29 protein-coding genes are annotated in these 25,422 nt (G+C 52.7%); 24 read left to right on the top strand and 5 right to left on the bottom strand.

Features of this window, described 5'->3' with window-relative positions; genetic code table 11:
• The first annotated feature begins 156 nt into the window (after nucleotides 1-156).
• The 5 genes from LEPIL_RS18315 to LEPIL_RS18295 all read left to right on the top strand — a co-directional run bounded on the left by LEPIL_RS18315 (nucleotide 157) and on the right by LEPIL_RS18295 (nucleotide 2,098).
• The gene (locus LEPIL_RS18315) at nucleotides 157-447 is read left to right on the top strand and encodes a hypothetical protein (RefSeq protein WP_002774816.1); all 291 of its coding nucleotides are present in this window, start codon (nucleotides 157-159) and stop codon (nucleotides 445-447) included.
• Nucleotides 444-869, top strand: a complete 426-nt coding sequence (locus LEPIL_RS18310) for a hypothetical protein (protein ID WP_002774814.1) — start codon at nucleotides 444-446, stop codon at nucleotides 867-869. Before LEPIL_RS18315 ends, LEPIL_RS18310 begins: the two co-directional genes overlap by 4 nt.
• Entirely contained in the window at nucleotides 863-1,087 is a 225-nt protein-coding gene (locus LEPIL_RS18305; protein ID WP_002774812.1) for a hypothetical protein, read from the top strand. The genes LEPIL_RS18310 and LEPIL_RS18305 overlap by 7 nt, the downstream gene beginning before the upstream one ends.
• 122 nt (nucleotides 1,088-1,209) lie before the next feature.
• The gene (locus tag LEPIL_RS18300; RefSeq protein ID WP_002774805.1) at nucleotides 1,210-1,659 is read left to right on the top strand and encodes a hypothetical protein; all 450 of its coding nucleotides are present in this window, start codon (nucleotides 1,210-1,212) and stop codon (nucleotides 1,657-1,659) included.
• Nucleotides 1,660-1,675: 16 nt separating this feature from the next.
• Nucleotides 1,676-2,098, top strand: a complete 423-nt coding sequence (locus LEPIL_RS18295) for an alpha/beta hydrolase family protein (RefSeq protein ID WP_002774802.1) — start codon at nucleotides 1,676-1,678, stop codon at nucleotides 2,096-2,098.
• 25 nt (nucleotides 2,099-2,123) lie between these two features.
• Here LEPIL_RS18295 and LEPIL_RS23585 read toward each other — a convergent pair whose 3' ends face one another.
• Complete coding sequence (locus LEPIL_RS23585) at nucleotides 2,124-2,330, bottom strand: hypothetical protein (protein ID WP_143464707.1); 207 nt, start codon at nucleotides 2,328-2,330, stop codon at nucleotides 2,124-2,126.
• 23 nt (nucleotides 2,331-2,353) lie between these two features.
• Between LEPIL_RS23585 and LEPIL_RS18285 the strand changes: the two genes are divergently transcribed.
• Genes LEPIL_RS18285 through dcm form a run of 11 tightly spaced genes read left to right on the top strand, consistent with a single transcriptional unit; the run spans nucleotide 2,354 to nucleotide 10,101 of the window.
• Complete coding sequence (locus LEPIL_RS18285; RefSeq protein WP_002774798.1) at nucleotides 2,354-3,241, top strand: hypothetical protein; 888 nt, start codon at nucleotides 2,354-2,356, stop codon at nucleotides 3,239-3,241.
• 1 nt (nucleotide 3,242) lies between these two features.
• Nucleotides 3,243-5,006, top strand: coding sequence for a DDE-type integrase/transposase/recombinase (locus LEPIL_RS18280; RefSeq protein ID WP_002774796.1), 1,764 nt, complete (start codon nucleotides 3,243-3,245; stop codon nucleotides 5,004-5,006).
• Nucleotides 4,987-5,976: an ATP-binding protein gene (locus LEPIL_RS18275; protein WP_002774793.1), complete on the top strand. Its 990-nt coding sequence runs from the start codon at nucleotides 4,987-4,989 to the stop codon at nucleotides 5,974-5,976. Before LEPIL_RS18280 ends, LEPIL_RS18275 begins: the two co-directional genes overlap by 20 nt.
• A gap of 51 nt (nucleotides 5,977-6,027) precedes the next feature.
• On the top strand, nucleotides 6,028-6,150 hold the full coding sequence (locus tag LEPIL_RS24070; RefSeq protein WP_002774792.1) for a hypothetical protein: 123 nt from the start codon (nucleotides 6,028-6,030) through the stop codon (nucleotides 6,148-6,150).
• Nucleotides 6,151-6,175: 25 nt separating this feature from the next.
• Nucleotides 6,176-6,739: a host-nuclease inhibitor Gam family protein gene (locus LEPIL_RS18270; protein ID WP_002774791.1), complete on the top strand. Its 564-nt coding sequence runs from the start codon at nucleotides 6,176-6,178 to the stop codon at nucleotides 6,737-6,739.
• Entirely contained in the window at nucleotides 6,739-6,975 is a 237-nt protein-coding gene (locus LEPIL_RS18265) for a hypothetical protein (RefSeq protein ID WP_002774790.1), read from the top strand. The genes LEPIL_RS18270 and LEPIL_RS18265 overlap by 1 nt, the downstream gene beginning before the upstream one ends.
• 12 nt (nucleotides 6,976-6,987) lie before the next feature.
• Entirely contained in the window at nucleotides 6,988-7,428 is a 441-nt protein-coding gene (locus tag LEPIL_RS18260) for a phage protein GemA/Gp16 family protein (RefSeq protein WP_002774789.1), read from the top strand.
• Between the two features lies 1 nt (nucleotide 7,429).
• Entirely contained in the window at nucleotides 7,430-8,515 is a 1,086-nt protein-coding gene (locus LEPIL_RS22570; protein WP_002774788.1) for a DNA-methyltransferase, read from the top strand.
• On the top strand, nucleotides 8,512-8,847 hold the full coding sequence (locus LEPIL_RS18250; RefSeq protein WP_002774787.1) for a MazG-like family protein: 336 nt from the start codon (nucleotides 8,512-8,514) through the stop codon (nucleotides 8,845-8,847). The genes LEPIL_RS22570 and LEPIL_RS18250 overlap by 4 nt, the downstream gene beginning before the upstream one ends.
• Entirely contained in the window at nucleotides 8,844-9,110 is a 267-nt protein-coding gene (locus tag LEPIL_RS18245) for a hypothetical protein (protein WP_002774786.1), read from the top strand. The genes LEPIL_RS18250 and LEPIL_RS18245 overlap by 4 nt, the downstream gene beginning before the upstream one ends.
• Nucleotides 9,088-10,101 carry a DNA (cytosine-5-)-methyltransferase gene (gene dcm / locus LEPIL_RS18240; protein ID WP_245826855.1) on the top strand — a complete coding sequence of 338 codons (1,014 nt, stop codon included), beginning with the start codon at nucleotides 9,088-9,090 and terminating at the stop codon, nucleotides 10,099-10,101. The genes LEPIL_RS18245 and dcm overlap by 23 nt, the downstream gene beginning before the upstream one ends.
• Nucleotides 10,102-10,206: 105 nt before the next feature.
• Here dcm and LEPIL_RS18235 read toward each other — a convergent pair whose 3' ends face one another.
• From LEPIL_RS18235 to kdpA, 4 genes are read right to left on the bottom strand one after another with little or no spacing between them, the layout of a single operon-like run.
• Nucleotides 10,207-11,589, bottom strand: coding sequence for a sensor histidine kinase (locus LEPIL_RS18235; protein WP_002774783.1), 1,383 nt, complete (start codon nucleotides 11,587-11,589; stop codon nucleotides 10,207-10,209).
• A 47-nt stretch (nucleotides 11,590-11,636) separates the two neighbouring features.
• The gene (locus LEPIL_RS18230) at nucleotides 11,637-12,179 is read right to left on the bottom strand and encodes a potassium-transporting ATPase subunit C (protein WP_040920629.1); all 543 of its coding nucleotides are present in this window, start codon (nucleotides 12,177-12,179) and stop codon (nucleotides 11,637-11,639) included.
• Between the two features lie 48 nt (nucleotides 12,180-12,227).
• Nucleotides 12,228-14,426 carry a potassium-transporting ATPase subunit KdpB gene (gene kdpB, locus LEPIL_RS18225; RefSeq protein WP_002774779.1) on the bottom strand — a complete coding sequence of 733 codons (2,199 nt, stop codon included), beginning with the start codon at nucleotides 14,424-14,426 and terminating at the stop codon, nucleotides 12,228-12,230.
• Nucleotides 14,423-16,099 (bottom strand): potassium-transporting ATPase subunit KdpA, encoded by a 1,677-nt coding sequence (gene kdpA / locus LEPIL_RS18220; protein WP_002774775.1) that lies wholly within the window; start codon nucleotides 16,097-16,099, stop codon nucleotides 14,423-14,425. The genes kdpB and kdpA overlap by 4 nt, the downstream gene beginning before the upstream one ends.
• 328 nt (nucleotides 16,100-16,427) lie before the next feature.
• Here kdpA and LEPIL_RS23580 point away from each other — a divergent pair, with 328 nt between their 5' ends.
• From LEPIL_RS23580 to LEPIL_RS18180, 8 genes are all read left to right on the top strand, one after another.
• On the top strand, nucleotides 16,428-16,655 hold the full coding sequence (locus tag LEPIL_RS23580; protein ID WP_002774771.1) for a hypothetical protein: 228 nt from the start codon (nucleotides 16,428-16,430) through the stop codon (nucleotides 16,653-16,655).
• Nucleotides 16,656-16,686: 31 nt separating this feature from the next.
• Nucleotides 16,687-16,989: a type II toxin-antitoxin system VapC family toxin gene (locus tag LEPIL_RS18210; RefSeq protein ID WP_245826808.1), complete on the top strand. Its 303-nt coding sequence runs from the start codon at nucleotides 16,687-16,689 to the stop codon at nucleotides 16,987-16,989.
• 199 nt (nucleotides 16,990-17,188) lie between these two features.
• A complete protein-coding gene (locus tag LEPIL_RS18205) occupies nucleotides 17,189-17,542 on the top strand; it encodes a DUF7079 family protein (protein WP_002774768.1) in 354 nt (117 codons plus the stop codon).
• Nucleotides 17,543-17,778: 236 nt separating this feature from the next.
• A complete protein-coding gene (locus LEPIL_RS18200) occupies nucleotides 17,779-20,784 on the top strand; it encodes a type I restriction endonuclease subunit R (protein WP_002774766.1) in 3,006 nt (1,001 codons plus the stop codon).
• Between the two features lie 35 nt (nucleotides 20,785-20,819).
• Nucleotides 20,820-21,659: a DNA damage-inducible protein D gene (gene dinD, locus LEPIL_RS18195; RefSeq protein ID WP_002774764.1), complete on the top strand. Its 840-nt coding sequence runs from the start codon at nucleotides 20,820-20,822 to the stop codon at nucleotides 21,657-21,659.
• Nucleotides 21,660-21,721: 62 nt separating this feature from the next.
• Nucleotides 21,722-22,993 (top strand): restriction endonuclease subunit S, encoded by a 1,272-nt coding sequence (locus LEPIL_RS18190; RefSeq protein ID WP_002774762.1) that lies wholly within the window; start codon nucleotides 21,722-21,724, stop codon nucleotides 22,991-22,993.
• A gap of 171 nt (nucleotides 22,994-23,164) precedes the next feature.
• Nucleotides 23,165-24,391, top strand: coding sequence for a hypothetical protein (locus tag LEPIL_RS18185; RefSeq protein WP_002774760.1), 1,227 nt, complete (start codon nucleotides 23,165-23,167; stop codon nucleotides 24,389-24,391).
• A complete protein-coding gene (locus tag LEPIL_RS18180) occupies nucleotides 24,351-25,337 on the top strand; it encodes a hypothetical protein (protein WP_143464639.1) in 987 nt (328 codons plus the stop codon). The genes LEPIL_RS18185 and LEPIL_RS18180 overlap by 41 nt, the downstream gene beginning before the upstream one ends.
• The last annotated feature ends 85 nt before the right edge of the window (nucleotides 25,338-25,422 follow it).

Genomic DNA, 25,422 nt, shown 5'->3' with positions numbered 1-25,422 from the left:
AGGAATGAAAGAGGAGCGAGATCATGTCTGCCATACCATCTAAAGGGACTTCTCCGAAGCGCGCCGCTTCTGTCCGGCATTCCAGGTCGAGACACATAGCGTATCGCATGCATTGATTATCGGCGCGAGCTGCAACTAAACATTAAGGAGATTACAATGCAATCTGTCCAGGATAGAGTTAGCAATAGCCTCAAGGCGCAACCGACTGACGGTATCAACGGCCTTGCCGATTTGCGACGACGAATCATTCGAGAATTCGGCACGATCACCGCCGCATCTCGGGCGCTCAGTATCCCTTACACCCAGATGAGCGACATGATTCATGGCCGCCTCTTCATCGTCAGGCATGTAGCAACAATTCAAAACAGGTTAGGCCTGTCCAACCGCGAAGTGCTAACCCTCTGGCCAATGTTGCAGCGATGGCCGAAAGAAGGTCGTGCATCATGAGGCCCCGCATCTATGCATCTGCCGAGCAACTTATCGCCTTAGCCGATGTGCTCCAATTTGCAAAATCTCGCAAGATGCACCTCTATCGACGTCACAGAAGCTGGTGGAAATACCTCAGCGACGGTCTGAACATTCATCCAATATGGGCGCAGGAGCTTGTAAGAGTTCGAACCGCATTTAATGAATCGCCATATCTTGCCGAGGTGATGGAGCTACCGTTAACCAATGTAGTGCGCTGGTTAAGAGAGCATAGAAACGACGTCAGCCTGTATCAGCCCGGCTGCATTCGCAATGAGAGGGACTGTGTATCTATGATCTCTCTTTGCCGTGAGGATGGCCCGAACCCCTTCGAGGCCCTCCAGAAAGATGCTGAGATCCTGGTAAAGATCGAACAACGAGAAAAGGAGCGATCGGCATGCTAACAGAATACTGCAAAATCAGCGATGAAGTCGCAGAAGATCTGCGGCCTCTCATCCAGAGAATGCGAGAGCACTATGCGGCGTTTATTTTCTGTGCAGATGCATACGAGAAGGCACACAAGGATTTTTTTAACCGCCTCCAGACGATCTACCCGGACCTGCCGGAGGGATTCAGTTTCGATGCGGCAAACAACGTCATCATGGTTGAGAAAGGCGAATGAGCCATACGAGGAATCGTGGTGAGGGTTGCGCTCGTCGCCATGGGCTGCGGAGAAAGACCGCACGCAATCTGGAGGTTCGACTCCTCCATCCTCACAGAAGAAAACAAAAACGGAGATCACGAATGAAAGGACTTCCTGAAGACGCAGGGATAACCCTGATACCGATAACATACGACGGCGCAATGGAGCAATCCACGTCGGCGGCTCATCTATACGTTGATACGATGATCGAGATCACAAGAGGCATGCGCGAAGCAGATCGCGACATGTTCTTCCATTTCGCCTTCGTATCGATGTTCGAGAAGATGGAAAACAACGATATCCATCTGGACTATAACGAACTCGCCTCAGCCTCGACGGCGCTGGTAGACGAACCCACATACCAGCAGCTCGTCCGCGCAGTCGAGAACGCACTCGATAGAGCGGAGTTTGCCCGGAAATCCGTAGCGCGTTTGCGCGGGAAGATTGGCGCTGAGCGATCCATTGAGGTTCGCGAGCAGGCCATGAAGCGGATCACTCGCAACACGGCGAGAGAATGCATGCAGATCGTAGAAGATAACCTCGTGATCTGAGTAAAGGAGAACACGGATGCCAACAACATCAAAAAAGGCTGCAAAGAAGACAGCGACGGCTGCCTCGAAGAAAAAAGCACCCACACCGGCTGCAACCGGTGCAGGTGGAAGGTTACACGACGATACGACCGCGGCAAGACGGCGACCGGCGTCACCGGTAGAATCTCTCGGCGCTACGACAGGTGTCAAGACACAGATCTCTGACCGGGAAGTGGCTGCGGCCGCATCGGCTGCACAGGACGACGGGTTTCTCGTACCGCCCACAGCGGACACTCTTTCGTATGCAGAAAGCATAGGACCGGGTGTTGCCGAAACCTGGCGTGAAACGGTATGGCCGGCACTCAAGCGTCTCTGGAACGAGAACGCCAACGTGCGTATCACGATCGTCACCGGCGGCACGATGGCCGTGCTCGCACTCTTGATCTGGGCGGTCTCGTAATATGGAACGGTCTCGGGCATCCCTATCATTGCGCATAACTCGCGCGATCATAGCTCATCACCCGCATGCTTTCAAAGCGGAAGAGCTGGCTCTGGCCTTCGGTGAACCGAAGCGCAAGATACAACGCGTGATAGCGGACATGCTTGAGGCCGAACTGATCGAGAAGCATTACACGGCATACAGACTGCGCACCGACCTGGTTACCCAGCTCTACGGTGCGCGGTGGTTTCATAAAACCGAATTGGAGAAACATCAATGGCTCGAAAAGAACCAAAACCGCTCGTGATCTTTGATCCCGAGACGAACGCAGAGATCACATTCTCGCCCGAGCATCGCCTGATGCTCGAATCCGCCAAGACCCAGATCAAAACCGGCATGGCCCAGATGGCCCTCGGCCTGAAGATGATCCGGGATCAAAAGCTCTATCTGCTCGATTCGTGCGATAGCATGACCGCATGGCTGGTTAACGTTTTCGGCCAGTCGGCCCGCACAGGATACCGACTGCTCGAAGCAGCCGATCAGTTTGCGGCCCTGCCAAACGCCGAAGATGTGCTTCGAGAACCCCTGTCGCATCTGTTAACCATATCCCGCTCAAAGGACGCAATGGAACAGCTGCAATCTGGCGAGATGCAGATAGAGGCCGGACAGGTTATCCAGCCCGACGGATCGTCGATCCCCCTCCCGGTATTCGCTAAGCAGCTCAAAGAGGAATTAGCCGGGGAGGTTCAGAAGGTCAACGAGAAGGTCCAGAAGTTGCATCAGCAGATGCGCGTTTCCAAAGAAACGGGAACTCGCCTGGCGCAGCAGCTCGAAGGCAAAGACCAGGAAATCGAAGCCCTGAACAATACAGTGCGCGAGCTAATGGGCAAGAAAGACATCGATCCGAAAATGATCGTGCTCATTCATGAGAAAAAAGAGATCATCGCTCTCCTGAATGAAGTCACCCTCGGCGCCCTGGATATGCTCGGACGTCTGAGCACCATCCCTCATAAGCTGGTGGATGCCGAAGTGGCAGGCCATATCAGCCGCACGATCAGCACCATTGAAGCATCGCTGGATAAAGCCCGGGACGAGTGGGCTGCCGTGATGTATATCCCGAAAGCGAAGATCGATCCCGATCTGGTACCGGGGGAGGAGAACTGATATGGCGCGCGGCACGGTCATTCATGCAGCTATCCTCGCTCAGTACTTCCATCGATGGTCGATCGCAGACTGGAATGATCGTGGCCGCATCGTCGATGAATTCGCACAGGCAGCGGGCATAAGCAAAACCACAGCCTACAAGCGACTGCAAAGATTGCGCGTAGGCGAACGAGCCGATAGCGGCGCACGGCCGAAGACACGCAAGAAGCGCAAAGCCGAGGCCGTGCGCGCTATGGAGCGAGAACATGCCAAGGCTGTTTGGGCCATGAAAACGATGCCCGGCGAACAGGCAGCGTACTGGGTATCCACCGAACAGGCAATACGCCTTGCCGAGAAGGCGGGCGTCATCCCGGAAGGAATCTACTCTCGCGACCGCATGGATCGCATACTGCGCGAATGTGGCCTTTCGCGGCGCATATCACAAACGCGGCCGGCGGCAATGTCGCTGACCGCTGAGTACCCTGGCCATGTGTTCGTCGTCGATGCGACGCCCATGAACCACTACTATCTGCGCCTTGATGGACAGATCCAGAAGGTTGTGCAGTTCCAGACGCCGGACGGTGATACACACCTTAACGACTTACTTGAACGGGACGGACTCTATAAGATCTGGGTGTACTATCTCGTCGATATGCACTCGAAGACCTTCCTTGTGCGTGCGTTCGCTCCCGAGGCCAGAACCGGCCGACGAAACGGCGGAGAGAATTCCGATGACTGGATAACCTTCCTGACATGGGCCTTCCTCCCAAAATCACCGTCGTCGTCGCCGATCGATGGCCTCCCGAATCCGCTCGACGATTGCCCGCTGGAGGGAGCGCCGACCATTCTGTACTGCGATAAGGGCTCCGGCATCGGCAAGTCAGCAAAGATAAAGCTGCTGTGCCGGCATCTCGGAATCAAAATCGAGACGCATCTGCCAGGTAACCCATCGGCGAAAGGGCTGGTAGAAAGCCGCATCGGTGCATTCAAGAGATCGTTTGAGGTATTCATGCTGAAGAGTCGGTTCACGACTCTGGACGAAGTGAACTACTTCTACCAGTCATGGTCTTCTGACACAAACCGAAAACGCAGCTTCTATCAGAAGTGGCGGGCGGGCGCTGTAGAGCGGCCGATATTCCGGGTCACGCCCGAGAATATTCAGGAGGCGTACGTATCTCATATCGAGCGAGTCATCGACGGATATGGCTGCGTAAGCATCGACGGCGAGAAATGGTTCGTCACGCATGAAGAGCGTTATCAGAAAACTCGTGTTCAGCTGTATCGACCATTAAATCGCACAGGGGAGCGACGGTGGTTCGCAGAGACTTCTGATGGCATCGTCTTCCAGTGCGAGCACGGCGCAAAAGGACACGGGTTCGACGACATCAAGGCCTTCCCGAAATCAGAAGCGGCACGCATCAAAGATGAGGCACGACTCGTCGCTTCGCAGATCCGCAGCGTTCTACAGTTCGAAGACCTCTTACCGGATCACGAAGATACGAACCTGCGGCACATGCCGAACCGAGCAGCGCCGGTCAGCACCCACAGCGCCGTCGCGCCGGATCAGTTCGGCAGCGTCGAGCATGCCCGTCGCTGGATCATGATGCAAACAGGGCTGATGGATGATCAGATCGACGAGGATCTGCACGACATCATGCAAAAGGGTTTCGAGTTATCCATGAAGACGAACGGCTATATTCCGGCGGCACTCGTCATCGAGTTCGCCAATATCCTGAATAGATCGAAATCCGAGAAGGAGAACACGTATGACAACGAAGCTCGTTGAAACGAGAAACGTGCGCGCAGTGAAAGCTGCATGCACGAGAGCATTGCAGACGAACGGAATGCTCGCTGTAATGGCTGAGGTGGGCAGCGGAAAGACGACCCTGTATAACCACATGGTCGACTACTGGCAGCAATATCCGCACAAGTTTTCGGTTGTGAAGGTAAAGGCGTTCAAAGGACAGGGACCGTCGCGCATCTCGGCGCTCAGCAAGCTGCTCGTTCGAGCGATTGATCCGGAGCTTCACATTCCCGGCGATATCGAATCACGCTACGAAGTGCTCGCCCGAGCGCTGCGGTATAACGCCACTCATAACAACAGGAGGGTAATCCTTGCCATCGATGAGGCACAGGATCTCAGTCTGCAGACTTTCCGAGATCTCAAGAAGCTCCATGAAATCGACGGGCGAGATCGACGCGGAGAGCATCAGGACAATCTGTTCTCGATTCTCTACTTCGGAAAGCTGCACAACACATGGGATCGCCTGTTCTCGCTCCCGGAGCTCGGCTATCGAATCAATCGAGTCAAGCTGGAGCTGCTGACGTCAGAGGAAATCATTCTGTTCGCAGAGCAAAAGTGGAATCTGAAATTTCAGGATATTAAGACAAAGGAACGCTTTCCGGCCGTCGTCAGGCATAAGACCCCGCTCGGCGTGAAATACGTTTCAATGGCTCTGCGCCAGACGGAGGAATTCGTCGATTGGCCCGATCATCAGCCGATCACCGTGCGAAAGGATCACCTGCAAATCCTGCCGCTCCTCTCCTTGAAGTGGATGGTCAAGCAGAGTGGTTATACACTACAGCAACTGACCGATCTGGCAAAAGAAAAAGGCGTGAAGAGCGCCAGTCGGCAGCGGATCAGCGAGATGCTCAGCGGCAAGCTACAGGATTCGGCAATCGGCCAGCAACTGGAGAATGCAGTCGCAAGCATCGTCGGAGCAGGTCAGGAGAAAGAGATCGAAGCGGTCGGATAAAAAAAGCCGCTTTATGGGCGGCCAGGGTTATCCCATAGAGCGGAGCATCTCATGAAAAATCAAGCAAAAAAGAAAACGGCGAAGAAGGTCACGAAGAAGGCGGCGGGCAAGCGCCGCAAAAAGGACGAAAGCCGGATCGTAAAAAGCGACCGGCGTTCAGTAGTGATGCAATAAAGAAAACAAACTCAGAGGTTACACGATGGCTAAAACCAAAGCAAAAGCGCCCGGCATTGAACCCGCGGCAATCCATGACAAGCTCGAACTCGAAAAAGCGATCAAGGAGATCGGTGATCTCCAGCGCCGCAAGAACGATATCGAGAACATCTACAACGGGAGAATCCAGGAGCTTCAAGAGCAACTGGCCTCTGAAGTTGCCCCTGTCGATCAGCGTATTCAAGCCCTTGCAAAAGGTGTGAAGGTATTCGCCGATGCAAACCGATCGCAGCTCATCGCGCCTGACAAGAAGAGCGTGGATCTGCCCACAGGGTCGATCGCCTATCGAGCAAAAACAGCGGCCGTTGCGACTCGTTCGACTGATCGTCTCATCCAGTCCATTCTCGAAACGGCGGACCTCGTGGGTGCAACCGACCGATTACGCTCGAAGCTGCGCAAGGTATTCCTCCGCCTCAAACTCGAACTCGATAAAGAAGGCGTGCTGGCTGATCCCGAATCGGCTGCAGACTTCGGTATTGAAATCGAAAGCGGCATCGAACGCTTCTACGTGAAGCCTAACACCATCGACACGGAGATGGAGGTCGCCTGATGGTGGTCACCCTGTATAACGACCCGGCATCGCTGGACGTTTTCTACGCTGTAACTCGGGCTCCCGGAAGGGAGCCCGCCTACTTCTCCGTAAGGATGCGCGAAGGTGATCGCATGAAAAAGCGAATCGCTCCTTCCCTCCTGCCGGTTCGAACTAATCCCGAGGAAGCAGAGTCCGACCTGCGATCCTATGCAAAACAGAAGGGCTGGCGCATCGCCGGCACGCTTGAGATCTGAGGAGATACAACAGTGAAGAACGATATCACGAAGGGTGCGATAAAGCGCATCTGGGGAATCGCAAAAGGCGGCCTGCGCATGACCGATGATCAGCTTTACACCCTCGTGATGTCAGCCACGGGGAAAAGCTCGATCAGCGATCTGACGGAGGCCGAAGGAAAGGAAGTCATTCGCCGCCTGAATGATCTGCTCCAGAAGGCGAAGAGAAATCAGCTCCTGAAAGATAAGAGCACGGGCGTCGCCCGAATCGACGCATGGCGCCGCACAGAGGAGCAGGATGAGAAGTTGGCGATCTTAATCGAGAGGGTCAACGGTATCTATCCGAAACTCTCTCTGGATTCGCTCTCCAGACGCATGTTCGGCAAAGAAGGATCGAAGCTGAATCGGCGGGAAGCGCAGGCAGTTATCGAGGCATTGAAAAGCATGTGCAGCCGCAATCAGATTGAGGTGTGAGATGGGAACGATGTCACCTCTTATTCTCACCGGAGATGCCAGAACATACACGCAGCACATCACACGTGAGAGCGTGCAGACCTGTATAACGAGCGTCCCTTATTTCCTCCAGCGCGACTACGATTCTGGCCCCGGCGAGATCGGTAAGGATCAGACCATTGATGAGTATATCGACTCACTGGTTCAGGTGTTCAGAGGAGTAAGAGACGTGCTGCACAAGACCGGCACTCTCTGGATCAACATCGGCGACAAGTTCACCGGCCCCGGCGGGGCGAGGACATGCGGCCGTGCAGAACGAAACTGGCGACGAGCAGGCGAGCGGCGCAAAGGAAGTTGTCGGATTGACGGCCTTGCGTCTAAGAATCTGATCGGAGTCCCCAGCCGGTTGGCCCTTGCTTTACAGGCAGACGGTTGGATCTGGCGACAATATTGCATCTGGTATAAAGGTGGAGGTTTTCCGGAATCGGCTAACGATCGGCCGAACACGAGGCATGAAGCTTTTCTCTTTTTCTCGAAGAGCCAGCAATACTACTGGAATAAGCGCCATGTTAAGAATCACGGAACTCACGGATGGGATTCTGTCTGGATCGTTCGGCCCGGGTCTTATGACGGAGCACACACAGCTACGTACCCGCCGGAGCTCGTCGAACCCCTGATCATTGGCGGCACGCCGAGCGTGGGCGTCTGTGAGCAATGTCATGCGCCGCTCGTCGAGCATCGAACGGTTGTCGGCAGGCAGGTGACCGACAAGGTTCGAGCGATGGGCAGCGATGCACGCGGTCAGTACAACGGCAAAGGCAGAAAGGACTACGAAGATGCTTCAGCCCCGAACCCCTCCGACGTGAAGCGCAGAATACTCGACTCTGCATCTCGGATCTATGAGTACCACTGGAAGCGCTCCTGTTCGTGCAGTGGTCTTGTGAAACCCGCCACGGTCCTCGATCCTTTCGCGGGTGCCGGCATGACAGGCATCGCAGCGTTGAAGCACAACAGAGAATTCATAGGCATCGAACTCGGCCCTCAACACGCAGACGAGGCCAGGCAGAATCTAAAGAAGTTTAGCGAAGGCAAACGGAGGAAGGCATGAACAGGATCGACATTTTCAATGCAATATCCAAGGAACGAGAGCGACAGGATGGCATGTGGGGAGAGCAAAATCACGAGCCAACCATTTGGCTCGGTATTCTGGGTGAGGAATATGGGGAAGTATGCAAGGCTGCCATTGAGGCACACTTTGAGACTACGATCAATCCATTGCAATATCATGCAGCAAATCATCCGGTTCATACGCTCATTGAAAACTATGAAAAGGAATTGATCCAGGTCGCTGCCGTAGCTGTAGCAATGATCGAATGTCTGCACCGACAGAGGAACACACGTCCTGTGCTCAAGCAGGTTGAGGAGAGCGAAACTGTATGAGGGCGTTTAGCGGACGAATCGAGTTTCTGGATAACAAGACGTACATGAGGGTCAGCATTCCGTTTCGGATGGAGGCGGTTAGTTTCGATCAAGCAATCAAAGCTCTGATTCGATGGTACGGCATCAAAGACAACGAGGTCTTTAAGGTTACTATCGCCGACCAACCGTTTCTTAAAGGTCATAAGAAGGCAGCAAAGGAAGCCTTCGAAAGAAGGTTAGCTGATGGAAAAAGTAAACGCAATGAATCCTGTCAGGATCATTGATCTCTTTGCCGGTATCGGCGGGTTCAGGCTGGCCTTCGAGTCAGTCGGAGCCCGCTGCGTTTTTTCATCCGAGATCAATCCATCGGCCCGACGAACATACAAAGAGAACTTCGGTGATGAGCCCGCTGGAGATATTCGGAACATCCATGCCATGGATATTCCGCGATTCGATGTGCTTTGTGCCGGTTTTCCCTGTCAGCCGTTCAGCTCTGCCGGCGTTTCGAAGAAGCAATCGATGGGGCGACCACATGGCTTTGCCGATAAGACGTCTGGCACGCTCTTCTTCGAGATACTTCGGATTCTGGAATGGCATCAGCCGTCGGCCTTCCTGCTCGAAAACGTGAAAAACCTCCAAGCACACGACAGAGGCCGCACCTTTACGGTTATCCAGAAATCGCTGGAAGCTCTCGGATATAAGCTCTTCGTACAATTGATTGATGGACGATTCTGGGTACCGCAAAAGCGGCAGCGCATATACATCGCCGGCTTTAGAGATCGAGCAGCATGGGCAGCGTTTGTGCGTCGCTTCGAAGATGCAATCAGCGGATCACTCTTTGACGAGAGCCCGTTGCCGAAGCTCGCCGATATCCTCGATGTAGATGTTCCTGAGCGATATACGCTCGGCGATAAAACATGGTCTTACTTGCAAGGCCATGCCGAAAAGCACCGCCAGAAAGGGAATGGATTTGGAGTCAAAGGGTTCGCAGATCTCGACGGCTGCGCAAATACGCTGCCCGCACGCTACGGAAAAGATGGCGCCGAGATTCTCATCGAGCAAATAGGCCGAAATCCTCGCAGGCTGACGCCCAGAGAATGCGCTCGCCTGATGGGCTACCCAGACGATTTTGTCTTCCCGGTGAGCGATTCTCAGGCCTACAAGCAGCTCGGAAACTCCGTTATCCCCCCGGTAATTCGGATTTTGGCGGGCGCTATGGTGTCCTCAATCGATCGCGGCGCTGTGATAGGCAAGGAATCGTGTGTCAGCCTGTGACACTCTCTGTGACAGTTTAGGTGTCTGAATGGGGTGGATTGGCCCGTTTTCCCCCCGTTTTCCGACAGATCCATTCCCCATATAACTCCACATCACCCTTTATCTCTACTCCCCCCGGACAGCGGCGAGTAGAACGGGGCCGCGACCGACGACGAGTGCAAGCAAGAGTACGGCTAGCAAAAAGAAAAGCGAGATCGACCAGTAGCCGACAACCGGAAGAGCGGCAAGACCGAGCCTCGTCACGATGCCGACGGCAAGCGCGGCCACGGCGTATTGCAGTCGATTGGAGATGAAACGACCTGCTAATGATGAAGACACTTCTTCTTTGAGCTTCGTTTCTTTCTGCGATTTATGCGGAGCGGCGACAACGTGAATATCAATGCTTCCGCTGTTGCGAAGCAGTCGGTTTGTGATCGAACCGCCGCGCAAGACGTCGGCAAATCTCGATAGCCCGGTACGCCCCAGCACGATCTGCGTCACATTGGTTTCGCGTGCGACCCGCAATATGCCCTCGGCGACGTTTTCGTCGTGTGTGACGATGACCTCCGCGCCAAGTTCTCTCGCCAGATCAAGATGTGATTCGATGCGTCGTCGATCTACCGCATCGGGAGGACGCGATCCCTCCACATAAACCGCCGTCCACGGCGAATCCAGCGTGTAGGCCTGACGACGCGTCCAGCGTATGAGATCGGCGGCCGTCGGCGAAGAAGAAACGGCCACGAGCAGGCGCTCGTTCGCCTTCCACGGCCCCTCGATATGCTTCTCTCGCATCTGCTCGCGCAGGCTCTGATCGACATGCTCCGCCGTTAGTCGAAGCGAGAGCTCTCGCAGGGCGATAAGACGCTCCGGCTTGAAAAAATTATCCAGGGCGCGACGGGCACGGTCCCTCTCGTAGATACGGCCAGCCTGCAACCGTTCCAGCAGCTCATCGGGAGCGATATCGATGAGATCGATCTCGTCGGCCATATCAAGCACGCTGTCGGGGATCGTTTCGCGAATCTCTGCGCCGGCAATCTGCGCCGCCGTCCCCGACCGCGACTCCACATGCTGCACATTCACGGCGGTCCACACATCGATGCCCGCCTCAATAATCTCGACGACATCCTGCCACCGCTTTGCATGTCGCGTTCCCGGCACGTTTGTATGGGCGAGCTCGTCGACGACGACGACGTCGGGGCGTCTCTCAAGCACTGCGTCAAGATCCATCTCTTCAAGCTGGACGCCTCTGTACTCGATCTTCTTGCGCGGAAGCACCGGCAATCCTTCAAGCAGAGCCGCCGTCTCAGCCCGCCCATGCGTTTCGACGAATCCTATCAGCACGTTTCTCTCGGTTTTGCGCCGGTGCGACGCCTGAAGCATCGCGTAGGTCTTGCCGACGCCCGCAGCCATACCGAGAAATATCGTCAGACGTCCGCGACGCCTCTTCTGTTCCTCTTTCTGGATCTGCCGCAGAAGGGCGTCCGGATCAGGTCGATTGTAATCTTGCATAGGGATGATCCGAATCAGGAATTACAGACGTTAACCATAAATATCCTTCAGCGATCTGACGTCTTTTCATCGAGCAGGCGATTAAAACAGAAGACGTTCACCTTGTCCGCTCTGAAAAGCGACCGGGTCTCGCCGCACTTCGCGAGTATCTGTTCGAGGCTCGCTCTCTGATCTTCCTTCATATTCCGTTCGGACAGAATACGGTCGAACTGAAAACGGGCGGCATCACCAGAAATATGCGGATCAAGTCCGCTTCCCGAGCTGAAGCGCAGAAGCACAGGTTGTCGATCGTCACTCTGCTCACGATCCTTCAGCCGGCGATCCATCGGACCGAGATTCGACGCCGCACCGGCTGCATACTCCGATGCGGACGGCCGACCTTTCAGGTACCCGGCGCTTTCATAGCGACGCCCGATCAGCTGCGAACCAAGAACGCCCCCCGACCGATCAATGATGAGCGAGCCGTTGCTCTGATAAGGAAAGATCGCCTGAGCGAAACCGAATACGGCAAGCGGATAGACGATGCCGGTAAGCAATGTGAGGAATAAGAGTCCGACCACGGACTGAAACAGGATTTTGAGATAAAGCATATGTTTTTCCATTATAAGCTCTCTGGAGTATTCTCGCCGACTGTACGGCTAAACAAGGCCCATCGTCACCACGGCGAGATCGATGAGCTTAATCCCCGCGAAAGGAGCGATCAGGCCCCCGAAGCCGTAGACGATCAGATTTCGTCGGAGCAGCGATTCGGCGCCGACAGCACGGTATTTCACTCCGCGAAGAGCGAGCGGTATCAGCGCGACGATGATCAGGGCGTTGAAGATGATAGCCGAGAGCACGGCGCTCTGCGGGGTGGCCAGATTCATCAGATTCAATTGCTGCAACGGACCGGAGTTATCCGCCGCATAGAGTCCGCCGAGCATGGCGGGCAGAATCGCGAAATACTTGGCAACGTCGTTGGCGATGCTGAACATCGTAAGCGCGCCCCGCGTCATCAGAAGCTGCTTCCCCGTCTCGACGATATCGATGAGCTTCGTCGGATTAGAATCAAGATCGACCATGTTGCCGGCCTCGCGAGCGGCCTGTGTTCCCGTGTTCATCGCCACGCCTACGTCGGCCTGCGCCAGCGCCGGAGCGTCGTTCGTTCCGTCTCCCGTCATAGCGACGAGATGACCGGCGGCCTGCTCCTCCCGGATGCGCGCGAGCTTGGCCTCGGGCGTCGCCTGCGCCATGAAATCGTCCACGCCCGCCTCGGCGGCGATCGCAGCGGCCGTCGTCGCGTTATCCCCGGTGATCATGACGGTGCGGATGCCCATACGACGCAGTTGTGCGAAGCGCTCGCGAATGCCGCCTTTAATCACGTCCTTTAAAAAGATAACGCCGAGTACGCGCCCCGCGTCCGTGACTACCAGCGGAGTACCGCCGGCCTGTGCGATATCTTCGACGTACATATTGACTTCGTAGGGAAAGGCCTTGCCCGAATCGAGAACCATACGGCGTACCGCATCGGCGGCACCCTTACGCAAAGATCGAGCCGGACGACCATCCGTTGCCGGAATATCGATGCCGCTCATTCGGGTCTGGGCGCTGAACGGAATCACCGTGCAGTTCCCGATGTCCCGGGCTCGCAGGCCGAATCGCTCTTTTGCCAGAACGACGATGGATCGTCCCTCCGGAGTCTCATCGGAGAGAGAGGCGAGTTGCGCCGCTTCGGCTAACTCAAGCTCGTCGACGGCGGCCGCCGGCAGGAATTGCACGGCCATTCTGTTGCCGAGAGTGATCGTTCCCGTCTTGTCGAGCAGAAGAACGTCGATATCGCCCGCGGCCTCGACCGCCTTACCCGATGTCGCGATGACGTTTTTGCGAATCAATCGATCCATGCCGCTGATGCCGATCGCCGAGAGCAAGCCGCCGATCGTCGTCGGAATCAAACAGACAAGAAGGGCGATCAGAACGGGAACATCGACGAGAGAGGAGGGATCTACCTGCGCTCCGCGAGCCGTATAAATGAGAAACGGAATCATCGCACCGACGGCCAGAACGAAGATGCCCGACAGCGCCACAAGCAGTATGCTTAACGCGATCTCATTGGGCGTCTTCTGACGGCTGGCACCTTCTACCATAGCAATCATACGATCAAGAAACGTATCGCCAGGAGCCGTCGTGATTCGAATGTAGATACGGTCGCTTGTGACGCGTGTGCCGCCGGTAACGGCCGAGCGGTCGCCGCCGCTTTCGCGCACGACGGGGGCCGATTCTCCCGTAACGGCCGATTCGTCGACGCTGGCCACGCCCTCGATCACGTCCCCGTCAGAGGGGATGATATCGCCTGCCTCGCAGACGACGATATCGTCGACACGAAGTTCCGAGGCTCGAACGAACTCTTCAGAGCGATCTGCAAAGTTGCCGTTCCCCCCTTTGAGACGACGGGCCATCGTTTCCGCTCGGTTCTTGCGTAGAGACTCCGATTGGGCTCGGCCCCTTCCCTCAGCCACAGCCTCTGCAAAATTAGCGAACAGGACGGTGAACCAGAGCCACGCCATGATCTGCAGATGAAAAAACAGGGAGCCACTCTCCGCCGATGACACCGCCCGATAGGTTGTGAAGCCTTCGTAAGCTACGATGCCCGTCGTGATCAGAGCGCCGATATTCACGAGAAACATTACCGGGTTTTTCAACTGCTCCTTCGGATGCATCTTCATGACCGCTCTGCGCAGACTGTCTATAAAGATCTTTCGGTTAAAGCTCTTACGACGATCCTCCGGAGAGGAAGGCTGATGTGCCGACGTGTCGACCTGAATGCGAGGGAATTCGCCAAAATCACGTTCGATGTTCATAATGTCACTCCTGACTGCATAAGAAGATGTTCAAGGATCGGTCCGAGCGTGAGGGCCGGGAAAAAGGTTAACGCTCCGACGATAAGTATAACGCCGATCAACAACAGCACGAAAAGCGGCGAATGCGTAGGAAAAACGCCGCTGGAAGGCGGAGCGATTCGCTTTCGAGCAAGCGACCCTGCGATAGCAAGCGTCGTCACCATCGGAGCGTATCTACCGAGAAGCATGGCGCCACCGATCGTATAATTATAGAACGGCGTATTCGCCGCAAGACCGCCGAAGGCCGACCCGTTGTTATTGGCTCCCGAGGCGAAGGCGTAGAGTATCTCCGCGAATCCATGCGGGCCGGTATTCGTAAGGCTCTGCAGCGCCGGTTCATAGATACATGCAATGCCCGTCAGAACGAGCACCACTCCGCCCGGAACCAGCACTCCGATCATGGCCATCTTTACTTCGAAGGCCTCGATTCTCTTGCCGAGATACTCAGGACTGCGCCCGACCATCAGGCCCGTCATAAATACGGTCAGAACAACAAAGAGGATCATGCCGTATAACCCCGATCCGACGCCGCCGAATACGATCTCGCCCAGAAGCATGTTGAGTAGCGCCACACCGCCCGAAAGCGGACTGAGGCTGTCATGCATGGCGTTTACCGATCCGTTGGAAGCGGCCGTGGTCGCCACCGACCAGAGCACGCTCTGCGTAACGCCGAAGCGCGTCTCCTTGCCCTCCATCATCTCGCCGGCCTGTACGCCGAGCGCCGGATTGGCCTGAAACTCCGACAGGAGTGAGACGCCAAGGCCGACAAGAAAGAGAATCATCATCGCGGCGAAAAGGGCCCGGCCCTGCCGCACATCGCCGATCATCCGACCAAACGTAAAAACAAGGGCGGCGGGCAGAATGAGTATAGAAAGCGATTCGGCCAGATTGGCTAACTCTGTCGGATTCTCGTAAGGATGAGCGCTGTTCACGCCGAAATAGCCGCCGCCGTTCGTGCCCAGCTGCTTGATGGCGATCTGCGAGGCTCCCGGTCCCTGCGGCAGTATCTGTGTAAAACCATCGAACACGGAGGTTACCGGAGCATCGAAGTTCATCACGACACCCTGCGAAACGAGAAAGATCGCCAGGATAAATGAAAAAGGAAGCAACAGCATTACGGAACGAAACAGATCAGACCAGAAGTTGCCGATCCCTTCGGATTCGCCCTGTCGCAAGCCGCGAATCAACGCGATCAGGACGGCGATGCCCGTCGCTGCGCTGACGAAGTTCTGAACGCCCAATCCGACCATCTGAACGAAATACGACATCGCATCCTCGCCGGAATAGGCCTGCCAGTTCGTATTCGTAACAAAGCTCACCGCCGTATTAAAAGCGAGATCCAGAGGCACGCCGGTTTTGTCGGCAGGATTCAGCGGCAGCCCGGACTGCCAGAGCTGCATCACAAGCAGAACGACAAATCCGACGAGGTTGAAAAGCAGTGCGGTTAACGCATAGCGGCGCCAGCCCATCGACTCCTGTAGATCAATACGTGTGATCAGCGAAATCCATCGCTCCGCTACTGCGATCGGTCTTCGCAACATGATCGGATCAAAAACCGTCGCCACCATCGCTCCGATAAGCGGCGCCGTCATCGTCAGCAACACGCTATAAACGAGCAACTCTATCCAGTCCATTGTGCTCCTCCTGTATTCCTTTATGTCAACGGAGCAAAAGAGCCCTGGGGCGGCCAGACGAGTATGAATGCAGTGCTTCGATCGATGGCAAAAAGTCACAGTTTTATAAGAACGGAATCAGCGAGAAGCCTCTGAGTATAAGGGAAAGATAAGAATGCTGATGAGTTTTACGATTGTGGCCAACCTGAAGCATATTAAGGCGACGATTCATATTCCGGAATAAGGCCAGGTTTTTCTGTTGGCGGAACGCCTATATTGATATAGACATTTAGCACCCGTCGCAAAACCCATGGAGGGGCTCTGGGACGTGTTCTCAAGGAGAGGGCCTATGAAAGCATCCATTCTCGATCTACGCTACAAAACCCGGGATATACTGGCAGCCCTTGCCAATGGCGAAAAGGTAACGGTAAGGGAAAGGGGCAAAGAGCGTGGAGTCATTCTGCCATCGGCGGACAGGGAACATGTGCGCGTTCTCGAAGATCCTTTTTTTGGCATGAAAAGTGCGCCCGACATCAGTGTTGAGGAGATCATGGATAATCTTCGTGCAGAGAGGTAACCATAAAGCGGCCAGGCTTATCGATTCATCAATGGAAAGAGCCGTTTCCGTTCAAACCCTGATGGAACTTCTCCAGGGTGCACGCAATCGTGAAGAACAACGCATTATTCAACGATTCCTGAATCGATTCGGCTTTGAAATCCTCCCATTAACGGAAAACATCGGCCATCGAGCTACCGTTTATGTTGAAGAGTACAGTCTGGCTACGGGAATCCGCGCGGGCGACGCCATTATCGCAGCAACGGCCACCGAGAACGGCCTTCCGCTTTCGACGGCTAACGGAAAGCATTTCAAGAATATAAAAAACCTCCAGCTGAAATTGTTCAAGCCATAGCAGGCTGCTTTTTCAGCAGCCTGCTATGGCAAAATAGGATGCTTTGCCAAAATGGCCTTTTTGGAAAAAGGCCATTTTGTAAGAATTTTTGGGCTTAGCTCAAAAATCCGTCAGCTGAAAAAGTCCACGGATGGACTTTTTCAGCAGCCTGTTAGAAGAGACCGAAGCAGCAGACGACATATCCAATGGAGGAATACCGATGCAATCACCTGAAATAGAACGACGATTGCCCGTCTGGGAGGCGATGTCAGATCTCTTCCTCGACACGGAAATTACCGAAGACAGATACCGAAATATTGCGCGTAGAGTCATCGAATCAGGCTACGGCAAAGAGGAGGTAGAGCGCATACTCTGGCTTGAAGTCTTTCCAGTTCTTGAATCGAATCTACGAAACATCGTCGGTGAATGGGCGGGATTCTCGCGTCAATGGCTGCGCAAGAATATATGCATCTCTAACGAAGCTTCGGAAAGACCCGCCGCTTCCAGTGTGGTCGATGAGATTACCAGATGCTGGGCCAGAGTTTGCGAGTTTCTGCCCGAGGAATACAGGTAGGAGGCGGGGCGCAGGTTGGCTGTCTGCTTCCGCCATATTGCCAGGAGTCATTCATCTGACAAATAAATTCACTTTAAACTAAATAACTGTTTATAGACCTATGGACCATTCCCCGGCGGCTGCCCGTCATTTCACTGTCGGCTCTAATTATTGTTGCGAGCACGATCGATACTATTAAAACGTTATCAAACAGTGAGAAAAACGCCCGACCGCGGCAATCTAATAGAGTCTACGGGATGACAAGAGAACAAGAGATCGAGCAGAAACTGATTCAGAAGCTCTCAGATCTGAAATACACCATCCGGACCGACATTGGCGATAAGGCAGCGCTGGAGCAGAATTTTCGCAAGAAATTTGAGGCCCTGAATCGCGTTCAGCTTACTGATGCCGAGTTCTCCCGACTTCGCGACGAGATCATCACTGCCGATGTTTTCACGGCATCGCAGGCGCTGCGCGAGAAGGGCAAATTTACGCGCGAAGACGGAACACCACTGGAATACATGCTGGTCAACATCCGGGACTGGTGCAAGAATGATTTCGAAGTCATCCACCAGCTTCGCATCAATACCGAATACAGCCATCACCGGTACGACGTCATCATCCTGATCAACGGTGTTCCCGTGGTTCAGATCGAGCTGAAGGGGCTGCAAATCAGCCCTCGTCGCGCGATGGAGCAGATCGTCCAGTACAAGAACCATCCCGGCAACGGATACTCTAACTCATTGCTTTGCTTTATGCAGCTGTTCATCGTCAGCAACGAAAGCGATACGCACTATTTCGCGAACAATCACAGTCAGCATTTTAGCTTTAACGCAGACGAACGATTCTTGCCCATCTACCAGCATGCCGATAGAGGGAACCGAAAGATCGCTCATCTGCACGAGTTTGCTGATGACTTCCTCGAGAAATGCAATCTGGGGCGCTTGATCAGTCGCTATATGGTTCTGGTGCAAAGCGAGCAAAAGGTCCTCGTTATGCGCCCCTATCAGATCTATGCAGTGAAAGCCATCGTGGATTGCATTCACCAGAATCGAGGTAACGGCTATATATGGCATACGACAGGTAGCGGAAAAACGCTTACCTCTTTCAAGGCCTCGACTCTCTTGAAAGATAATCCTGATATCGAAAAATGTCTCTTTGTCGTCGACCGTAAGGATCTTGACCGACAGACGCGAGAAGAATTCAACAGATTCCAGGACGGATGCGTCGAGCAAAACACCAATACTGAGATGCTTGTACGCCGCATGCTTTCTGAGGACTATGCCGACAAGGTGATCGTGACAACGATCCAGAAGCTTGGATTGGCCCTTGACGAGAACAGTAAACGCAACAAGATGAAGTCGAAGGTAGGCCAGCAGACCTACAAAGAACGACTTGAGCCCCTGCGCAATAAACGGGTGGTCTTCATCTTCGATGAATGCCACCGCTCACAGTTCGGCGATAATCATAAGATGATTAAAGAGTTTTTCCCGAAGGCACAGCTGTTTGGGTTTACGGGCACTCCTATCTTCGAAGAGAATGCTACGTATCAACAGAGCGAAGGTACGGTGGGATCATTCAAAACCACGAAAGACATCTTCGAGAAAGAACTTCATGCCTACACCATTACTCATGCCATCGACGACAAAAATGTGCTCAGCTTTCACATCGACTACTACGGTAAGGATGGAGACAAGAAGCCGCGAAAAGGGCAAAACCCGCCAACTGAGGCCGTTATCGATGCCATTTTAGAAAAACACGACAGTGCCACGGACCGACGTCGCTTTAATGCCCTGCTGGCAACGGCGTCCATCAACAATGCCATCGAATTCTACGAGCTGTTCAAAAAGGTTCAGGCAAACAGACAGCTTAACGATGAAGTCTTTGAGCCGCTACAGATTGCCTGCGTCTTCTCGCCTCCGGCCGAAGGCAATAAGGATGTGCAGCAGTTGCAGGAAGATCTGGAACAGGAGAAGGAGGACAACAAGCAAGAACCCGAGCAGAAGAAGGCCGCACTGAAATCCATTATCGAAGATTATAACCGACAATACGGTACGAATCACAGTATTTCTGAATTCGATCTATACTATCAAGATGTGCAGAAGCGCATCAAGGACCAGAAGTACAGCAATGCCGATTACCCGCGCAAGAACAAGATCGACATCACCATCGTCGTAGACATGCTCTTAACGGGGTTTGATTCCAAGTTTCTGAACACTCTGTATGTGGATAAGAAACTCAAGCATCACGGACTGATCCAGGCCTTCTCGCGCACGAATCGCGTCCTTAACGATACCAAGCCTTGGGGGAACATCCTCGACTTTCGCTATCAGGAAGACGAGGTCGACGAGGCCATCCGTCTCTTTTCGGGCCAGGCCCAGGACAGGGTAAAGGAGATCTGGCTTGTTGATCCGGCACCTGAAGTTGTGCAAAAATTTCAGACGGCCGTCGAGAAACTGGAAAGCTTCATGCAGGCAAGCGGTCTGCCCTGTGAGCCGTCACAGGTTCTGAATCTGAAGGGTGATGATGCCAGAGCAGAGTTTATCAACCGCTTCAGAGAGGTGCAACGGATTAAAACCCAGCTGGAACAGTATACCGATCTCGATACGGCAAGCAAGCAAACCATCGAACAGAGACTGTCTGCCGATACCCTGCGTAGCTTCAAAGCCGTTTATCTTGACACGGCCCTCGAACTCAAACGAAAGCAGAACAGGCCCGATGCAACGGACGAAGTGCAGCAGCTCGAATTCGATCTGGTTCTTTTCTCGTCAGCTCTCATCGACTACGATTACATCATGGCCTTGATTGCTCGGTCAACGCAGCCGACGGCTAAACACAGGATGACCAGACTCCAGCTGATCGAACTCATCAGCGCCCATGCAAACCTGATGGAAGAACGCGAAGAGATTATCGCCTATATCAACAGCCTGAAAACGGGTGAAGTCTTGAATGAAAAAGAGATCCGCCGGGGCTACGACCTTTTCAAGGCCGAAAAGGCCGCCGATGAGCTGGCACGGATTGCTGCCATGCAAGGGCTGCCCATCACTGCCTTAAAGGGCTTCGTCGATACCATCATCGACCGAATGATTTTTGACGGGGAAGCGTTAACAGACCTGTTCGCTCCGCTGGAGCTCGGCTGGAAAGAACGACGCGAGGCCGAACTGGCACTCATGGCTGAGCTGGTTCCTTATTTGAGGAAGCTTGCAGGCGGGCACACTATTTCGGGATTGCAGGGTTATGAATCAACGACAGCTGCATCGTGAAATCAGGCGGAAACGGAGCGGAGGACGACAAGACAATGGAAAACGAACTCATCTACACTCTAACTGAAACCTTCGAAGGGCATGCACAGACGACCGAAAACGGCGTGGAGTACTGGCTTGCACGGGATCTACAGCACCTTCTGGGTTACTCGAAATGGGACAACTTTCTCAACGTAATCTCAAAGGCAAAGACCGCATGCGAGGTCTCAGGGCATGAAATTCAAGACCATTTTGCCGATGTCGGGAAAATGGTCGATCTGGGTTCCGGAAGCCAGCGTGAAATCAGCGACATCATGCTGACGCGCTATGCCTGCTATCTCATCGCTCAGAACGGCGATCCAGCCAAGCAGGAGATCGCATTCGCACAAACCTACTTCGCTATACAGACCCGAAAGGCGGAGTTGATCGAACAACGAATGCTTGAAGCCGAGCGTATCTCGGCCCGAAAAAAGCTTACAGCAACAGAGAAAGAACTCTCTGAGGTGATCTACGAGCAAACGGGCGGCAATCAGAATTTCGCTTTGATTCGCAGCAAAGGCGATCACGCCCTATTCGGCAAATCCACGCAGGCCATGAAGGCAGCATGGCGAGTACCAGACAACCGCCCACTCGCAGACTTTGCCCCAACGATCATTTTAAAAGCGAAAGACTTCGCCACCGAGATCACGATTCACAATGCCCGCGAACAGAGGATGAGTAGTGAATCGGCAATATCAGCGGAACATGTAAGCAACAACCAAGCCGTGCGCGATACTTTATTGAATCGCGGAATTCGCCCGGAGAGTCTTCCGCCTGCCGAGGATGCCAAAAAAGTCGAGCGGCGCCTTGATTCGGCGGTGAAGAAGAGCCTACAGCATCCGGATAGACTGGAATGATGAGGATTTGCAGATGGGCCCCATGCTCACGCGGAGATCGCGGAGTTAGCCGGTAATTTGTTATGAAGAAGCGAGAACAGAAAGGGAGAGGATTGGTTCCCCGCCTACGATTTCCGGAGTTTCGGGAAAAGGGAGAGTGGGGGGAGAAAGCCCTTTCCGAAGTGTGCCGTGTCACCCAGGGGGGGACGCCTGATACAACAGTGCGCGATTTCTGGGGTGGCTCGGTTCAATGGGCCACGCCCGCAGACATGGGCATAGGCGGTAGCAAATACGTTGCGAGGACAGCTCGATCAATAACTGAAGCCGGCTTGAAGAATTGTTCTTCAGAGCTATTGCCTGCGAATTCGGTCATAATCTCAACACGAGCCCCTATCGGTTATCTCGCCATAAATCATGAGCCGATGGCAATCAACCAAGGATGTCGAGGTTTGATTCCAGAGCCCACAAGTGATGCACACTTTGTTTACTATTCCCTCTATAAGTCCAAGGCGCAGTTACAGGACCTAGGCTCTGGCAATACGTTCAAAGAACTCTCTGGTAAGACATTGAAGGATTTTCCTCTTGCTTTCCCGGAAATCAGAGAACAATCCCGCATCGCCGACTGCCTCTCCTCCCTCGACGAGCTCATCACTGCCCAGACGCAAAAACTCGATGCCCTCAAGCTGCACAAGAAAGGCCTGATACAGCAGCTTTTCCCGGCTGAAGGCGAAACCGTGCCAGAGCTGCGGTTTCCTGAGTTTCGGGGGAAGGGCGAGTGGGAGGAGGTCGAGCTTGGTCAACTAGGAGAACTCGTTTCTGGTTTGACATATAGCCCTGACGATATTCGTGATGCTGGGTTGTTGGTCTTGAGATCCTCGAATGTTCAGAATGGCACGATCGCATTAGAGGACAATGTGTTCGTTAGGCCAGATATAAAGGGGGTCAATCTATCAAGACCAAACGACATATTGATCTGTGTTCGAAATGGCTCGAAATCTTTGATAGGGAAGAATGCAATTATCCCTGACAGGATGCCACCATCTACCCATGGCGCCTTCATGACGGTGTTTAGATCGGAATCAGCAAAATTCATATTTCAGCTATTTCAAACTGCGGCATACGAAAAGCAAGTCTCAGCAGATTTGGGCGCAACGATTAACTCGATAAATGGCAACCAGTTTAAGAGGTACAAATTCCATGTACCAGACGCGGAAGAGCAACAGCGAATCGCCGACTGCCTCTCCTCCCTCGACGATCTCATCACGGCCCAGACGCGAAAACTCGATGCACTCAAGCTCCACAAGAAAGGCCTGATGCAGCAGCTTTTCCCTGTTGCGCATGAGGTGGAAGAATGAGCCAACAGTCAAGAGTTATACACGGACGTGTCGGGGATCTCATCAGTCGGAAAACTAATCCGAATTTGGAATCTTCAGCTTGGTTCAAATCAAAAAAGCTTGCATTACGCCGGCTACATCAAAAAATAATTGATTGGAAATGAGTTCACTGTCACAGGGCCGGTGTAGTATATGTCAAAAGGAAAAGCGTTGTCCGATAAAGCAAAATCATTAGTAAGAAGCGCATTGATCGATAATCGAAGCTTTGGCTTTTGGGGTGCTCCGTTGCGGTCGCAGTATATTGCGTTTTTAAAAACAAAAAATCCTGCGATTCCCAAATACAATGAAGAAACATATAACAACTACCTCTTTTCATGGATTGAAGAATTTGATCCGAAATTAGAGGAATTTAAGAAGCTCAATTTCCGCGCTGAAAAAGATCGAGAACAATTCACAAAAAGATCCAAACTAACAGAACAGCTACAAAGAGTTGCAAAGGATCTTGAAGCCAATTTTGCGGAAAAGCCGTATGACATGTATGCAGCCGGTGGAAAGACAGGCAATCCTACTCTCGTGTATGCAAAGAAGAGTGAGGCGGTGTATGAAGCATGGTTTGCCGAAAAGTTGACAAAACACTTCCCGGAAAAATTGGACCTTGAATTAATTGAAGAAGGACTAAAAAACAGTATAGAAGAAATGCTGAGAGAGAAGCATCCCGATTATCAGAACCTTGAAGAGTTGATTGCAACGATTTCAACCTTCTCACGCGTTATTTACAGAGTGATTCTGAATACAGATGACGGAAACGTGGAATTTTCAACGGATCAACCTCGTGTCTACGGCCCAAGCAACGAAGATGCCAAAAGTCTGAAACCGGAGAATCGATTGGTATCGTTTATGAATACTGCTCTTGAAAAAGTCGGCGTTAGCGAGGATAAAAAAGAAGGCAAAATAGCTTCGGAATTAAATAAGAACGATCTAATAACCATGGATTCCATCAAAAAAATTGCTATAAACGAGGGAGATAACTCAATCATTCTGCCATTTCAAATGGATCGAAAATCAATTGGTGTGGGCCCAATTGAAGATAATCGAAACAGAATTGAAGATGTCGCCAGAGCGACGGTTGCCAAGAAACTCAATGACTTTTTCCAAGAAAAGAGCACTCTTAAGGGCTTTACCAAAGCCAACCCCGGACTAGATATTAATCAAGGTCACATTCAGCAAAGCTTAAATAGTGATAATCAGGTAGAGGCTTACGGTGCTGGTTTCTTTATTGGGGTTCTGAATGAAGTCGGCAAAATTGAAGTGGCAAGTGTTCATGTAAATACAGCATTGCACAGCTATCGCATTTCCTACGCGAAAGGTGGAACAGAAAGTGAACGAATACGAAGCCAAGTGGATAGCATTTTTTCGTGATCCACGTCTGGCAACCTTAGAAACCGATGCACTAATGGCTGTAAAAAGCCGTATAGAAGAAGCAATCCCCGTAGGATCGATTGACAACTGGGGTCTTGTCCATATTTTTTCTTTTCAATATTCTGCTTTTTTTGATGTAATTAATGCGCTTAACGAGAACCGAATCATTGATTTGAAGCCCGAATGCCCTGAGTGCAGTGCACTCTTACCAATAGAGGAATTATCAAAGCCGGATTTTACCTGTCCTGAATGTGGCTCAAAAATCAGTATCTTCGACGTACCCGCGTTTTCCATCCTCGTCTCTAAAGATAACCACGCTGATATTCGCAACAGGTCTTATGAAAACCTTGCAAGGCTTTTATCAGAATATTCTGTGCGGAATGGAGAAATGTTCTATCTTCTGTGTGATATTGAGGGCAGTCAGTTACTTCAAAAAAAAGATCCCCCTGCCTACAACCATTATATCTCCAGATTGTGGTCTGTCCATTGGCCGAGTGTCCTGGATAGAATTTCCCGAGCGTACTTACCGTTGCTGGCAAATGGTGATGCAATTATTATTGCTTTTCTATCACTTGAGGACTGTCTGTCATCCATAGAAAGATTATCCCTCTCAATCAGCTCTGAACCATTTCGTCTGAGTGCTCATTTGGATATCTTTTATATGGATTCAGAGGAGGCCGTTGGTTTTGTCCGAAGGCTCGATGAGAAGTGGGATTTCAACTCCATCGCCGTAACCAATTTTCACAGGGTAGCAGAAAAAGCAAAGCCAGATTCTTGGAGAGGGTGCAAGGATTACAAGATAAAGGCATGTTTTCTCAACCAAATACTTCATTCCAGCTATGCGCAAATGTTAACGAATAAATACTCTCTGAAAGCAGAATCTTACGCCTTTGTCGACAAACATGGCCATGACTACAAAGGAGATATGGCAGGGATCTGTCTTTGATTGCTACTTGCAACATAAATTGCTTTATGCAGCGTTCCTAGCGTCTCCGCCTGTAAATGTCGATGAGTGATTTTCTCAAGCTCCA

It is taken from the genome of Leptonema illini DSM 21528, assembly GCF_000243335.1.
Lineage (GTDB): Bacteria > Spirochaetota > Leptospiria > Leptospirales > Leptonemataceae > Leptonema > Leptonema illini.
The sequence above is the reverse complement of the archived record's forward strand: the minus strand, read 5'-3'. Positions and strand labels throughout refer to the sequence as shown.

What these genes read in the sequence shown, in the direction of transcription:
- LEPIL_RS22570 (WP_002774788.1), top strand. Translation starts at nt 7,430, where the DNA reads ATGGGAACGATGTCACCTCTTATTCTCACCGGAGATGCCAGAACATAC.
- dcm (WP_245826855.1), top strand. Translation starts at nt 9,088, where the DNA reads ATGAATCCTGTCAGGATCATTGATCTCTTTGCCGGTATCGGCGGGTTC.
- LEPIL_RS18310 (WP_002774814.1), top strand. Translation starts at nt 444, where the DNA reads ATGAGGCCCCGCATCTATGCATCTGCCGAGCAACTTATCGCCTTAGCC.
- LEPIL_RS18230 (WP_040920629.1), bottom strand. Translation starts at nt 12,179, where the DNA reads ATGCTTTATCTCAAAATCCTGTTTCAGTCCGTGGTCGGACTCTTATTC.
- LEPIL_RS18300 (WP_002774805.1), top strand. Translation starts at nt 1,210, where the DNA reads ATGAAAGGACTTCCTGAAGACGCAGGGATAACCCTGATACCGATAACA.
- LEPIL_RS18315 (WP_002774816.1), top strand. Translation starts at nt 157, where the DNA reads ATGCAATCTGTCCAGGATAGAGTTAGCAATAGCCTCAAGGCGCAACCG.
- LEPIL_RS23585 (WP_143464707.1), bottom strand. Translation starts at nt 2,330, where the DNA reads ATGAAACCACCGCGCACCGTAGAGCTGGGTAACCAGGTCGGTGCGCAG.
- LEPIL_RS18235 (WP_002774783.1), bottom strand. Translation starts at nt 11,589, where the DNA reads ATGCAAGATTACAATCGACCTGATCCGGACGCCCTTCTGCGGCAGATC.
- kdpA (WP_002774775.1), bottom strand. Translation starts at nt 16,099, where the DNA reads ATGGACTGGATAGAGTTGCTCGTTTATAGCGTGTTGCTGACGATGACG.
- LEPIL_RS23580 (WP_002774771.1), top strand. Translation starts at nt 16,428, where the DNA reads ATGAAAGCATCCATTCTCGATCTACGCTACAAAACCCGGGATATACTG.
- LEPIL_RS18245 (WP_002774786.1), top strand. Translation starts at nt 8,844, where the DNA reads ATGAGGGCGTTTAGCGGACGAATCGAGTTTCTGGATAACAAGACGTAC.
- LEPIL_RS18285 (WP_002774798.1), top strand. Translation starts at nt 2,354, where the DNA reads ATGGCTCGAAAAGAACCAAAACCGCTCGTGATCTTTGATCCCGAGACG.
- LEPIL_RS18185 (WP_002774760.1), top strand. Translation starts at nt 23,165, where the DNA reads ATGTCAAAAGGAAAAGCGTTGTCCGATAAAGCAAAATCATTAGTAAGA.
- kdpB (WP_002774779.1), bottom strand. Translation starts at nt 14,426, where the DNA reads ATGAACATCGAACGTGATTTTGGCGAATTCCCTCGCATTCAGGTCGAC.
- LEPIL_RS18265 (WP_002774790.1), top strand. Translation starts at nt 6,739, where the DNA reads ATGGTGGTCACCCTGTATAACGACCCGGCATCGCTGGACGTTTTCTAC.
- LEPIL_RS18280 (WP_002774796.1), top strand. Translation starts at nt 3,243, where the DNA reads ATGGCGCGCGGCACGGTCATTCATGCAGCTATCCTCGCTCAGTACTTC.
- LEPIL_RS18200 (WP_002774766.1), top strand. Translation starts at nt 17,779, where the DNA reads ATGACAAGAGAACAAGAGATCGAGCAGAAACTGATTCAGAAGCTCTCA.
- dinD (WP_002774764.1), top strand. Translation starts at nt 20,820, where the DNA reads ATGGAAAACGAACTCATCTACACTCTAACTGAAACCTTCGAAGGGCAT.
- LEPIL_RS18305 (WP_002774812.1), top strand. Translation starts at nt 863, where the DNA reads ATGCTAACAGAATACTGCAAAATCAGCGATGAAGTCGCAGAAGATCTG.
- LEPIL_RS18295 (WP_002774802.1), top strand. Translation starts at nt 1,676, where the DNA reads ATGCCAACAACATCAAAAAAGGCTGCAAAGAAGACAGCGACGGCTGCC.
- LEPIL_RS18210 (WP_245826808.1), top strand. Translation starts at nt 16,687, where the DNA reads ATGGAAAGAGCCGTTTCCGTTCAAACCCTGATGGAACTTCTCCAGGGT.
- LEPIL_RS24070 (WP_002774792.1), top strand. Translation starts at nt 6,028, where the DNA reads ATGAAAAATCAAGCAAAAAAGAAAACGGCGAAGAAGGTCACGAAGAAG.
- LEPIL_RS18250 (WP_002774787.1), top strand. Translation starts at nt 8,512, where the DNA reads ATGAACAGGATCGACATTTTCAATGCAATATCCAAGGAACGAGAGCGA.
- LEPIL_RS18275 (WP_002774793.1), top strand. Translation starts at nt 4,987, where the DNA reads ATGACAACGAAGCTCGTTGAAACGAGAAACGTGCGCGCAGTGAAAGCT.
- LEPIL_RS18190 (WP_002774762.1), top strand. Translation starts at nt 21,722, where the DNA reads ATGAAGAAGCGAGAACAGAAAGGGAGAGGATTGGTTCCCCGCCTACGA.
- LEPIL_RS18270 (WP_002774791.1), top strand. Translation starts at nt 6,176, where the DNA reads ATGGCTAAAACCAAAGCAAAAGCGCCCGGCATTGAACCCGCGGCAATC.
- LEPIL_RS18205 (WP_002774768.1), top strand. Translation starts at nt 17,189, where the DNA reads ATGCAATCACCTGAAATAGAACGACGATTGCCCGTCTGGGAGGCGATG.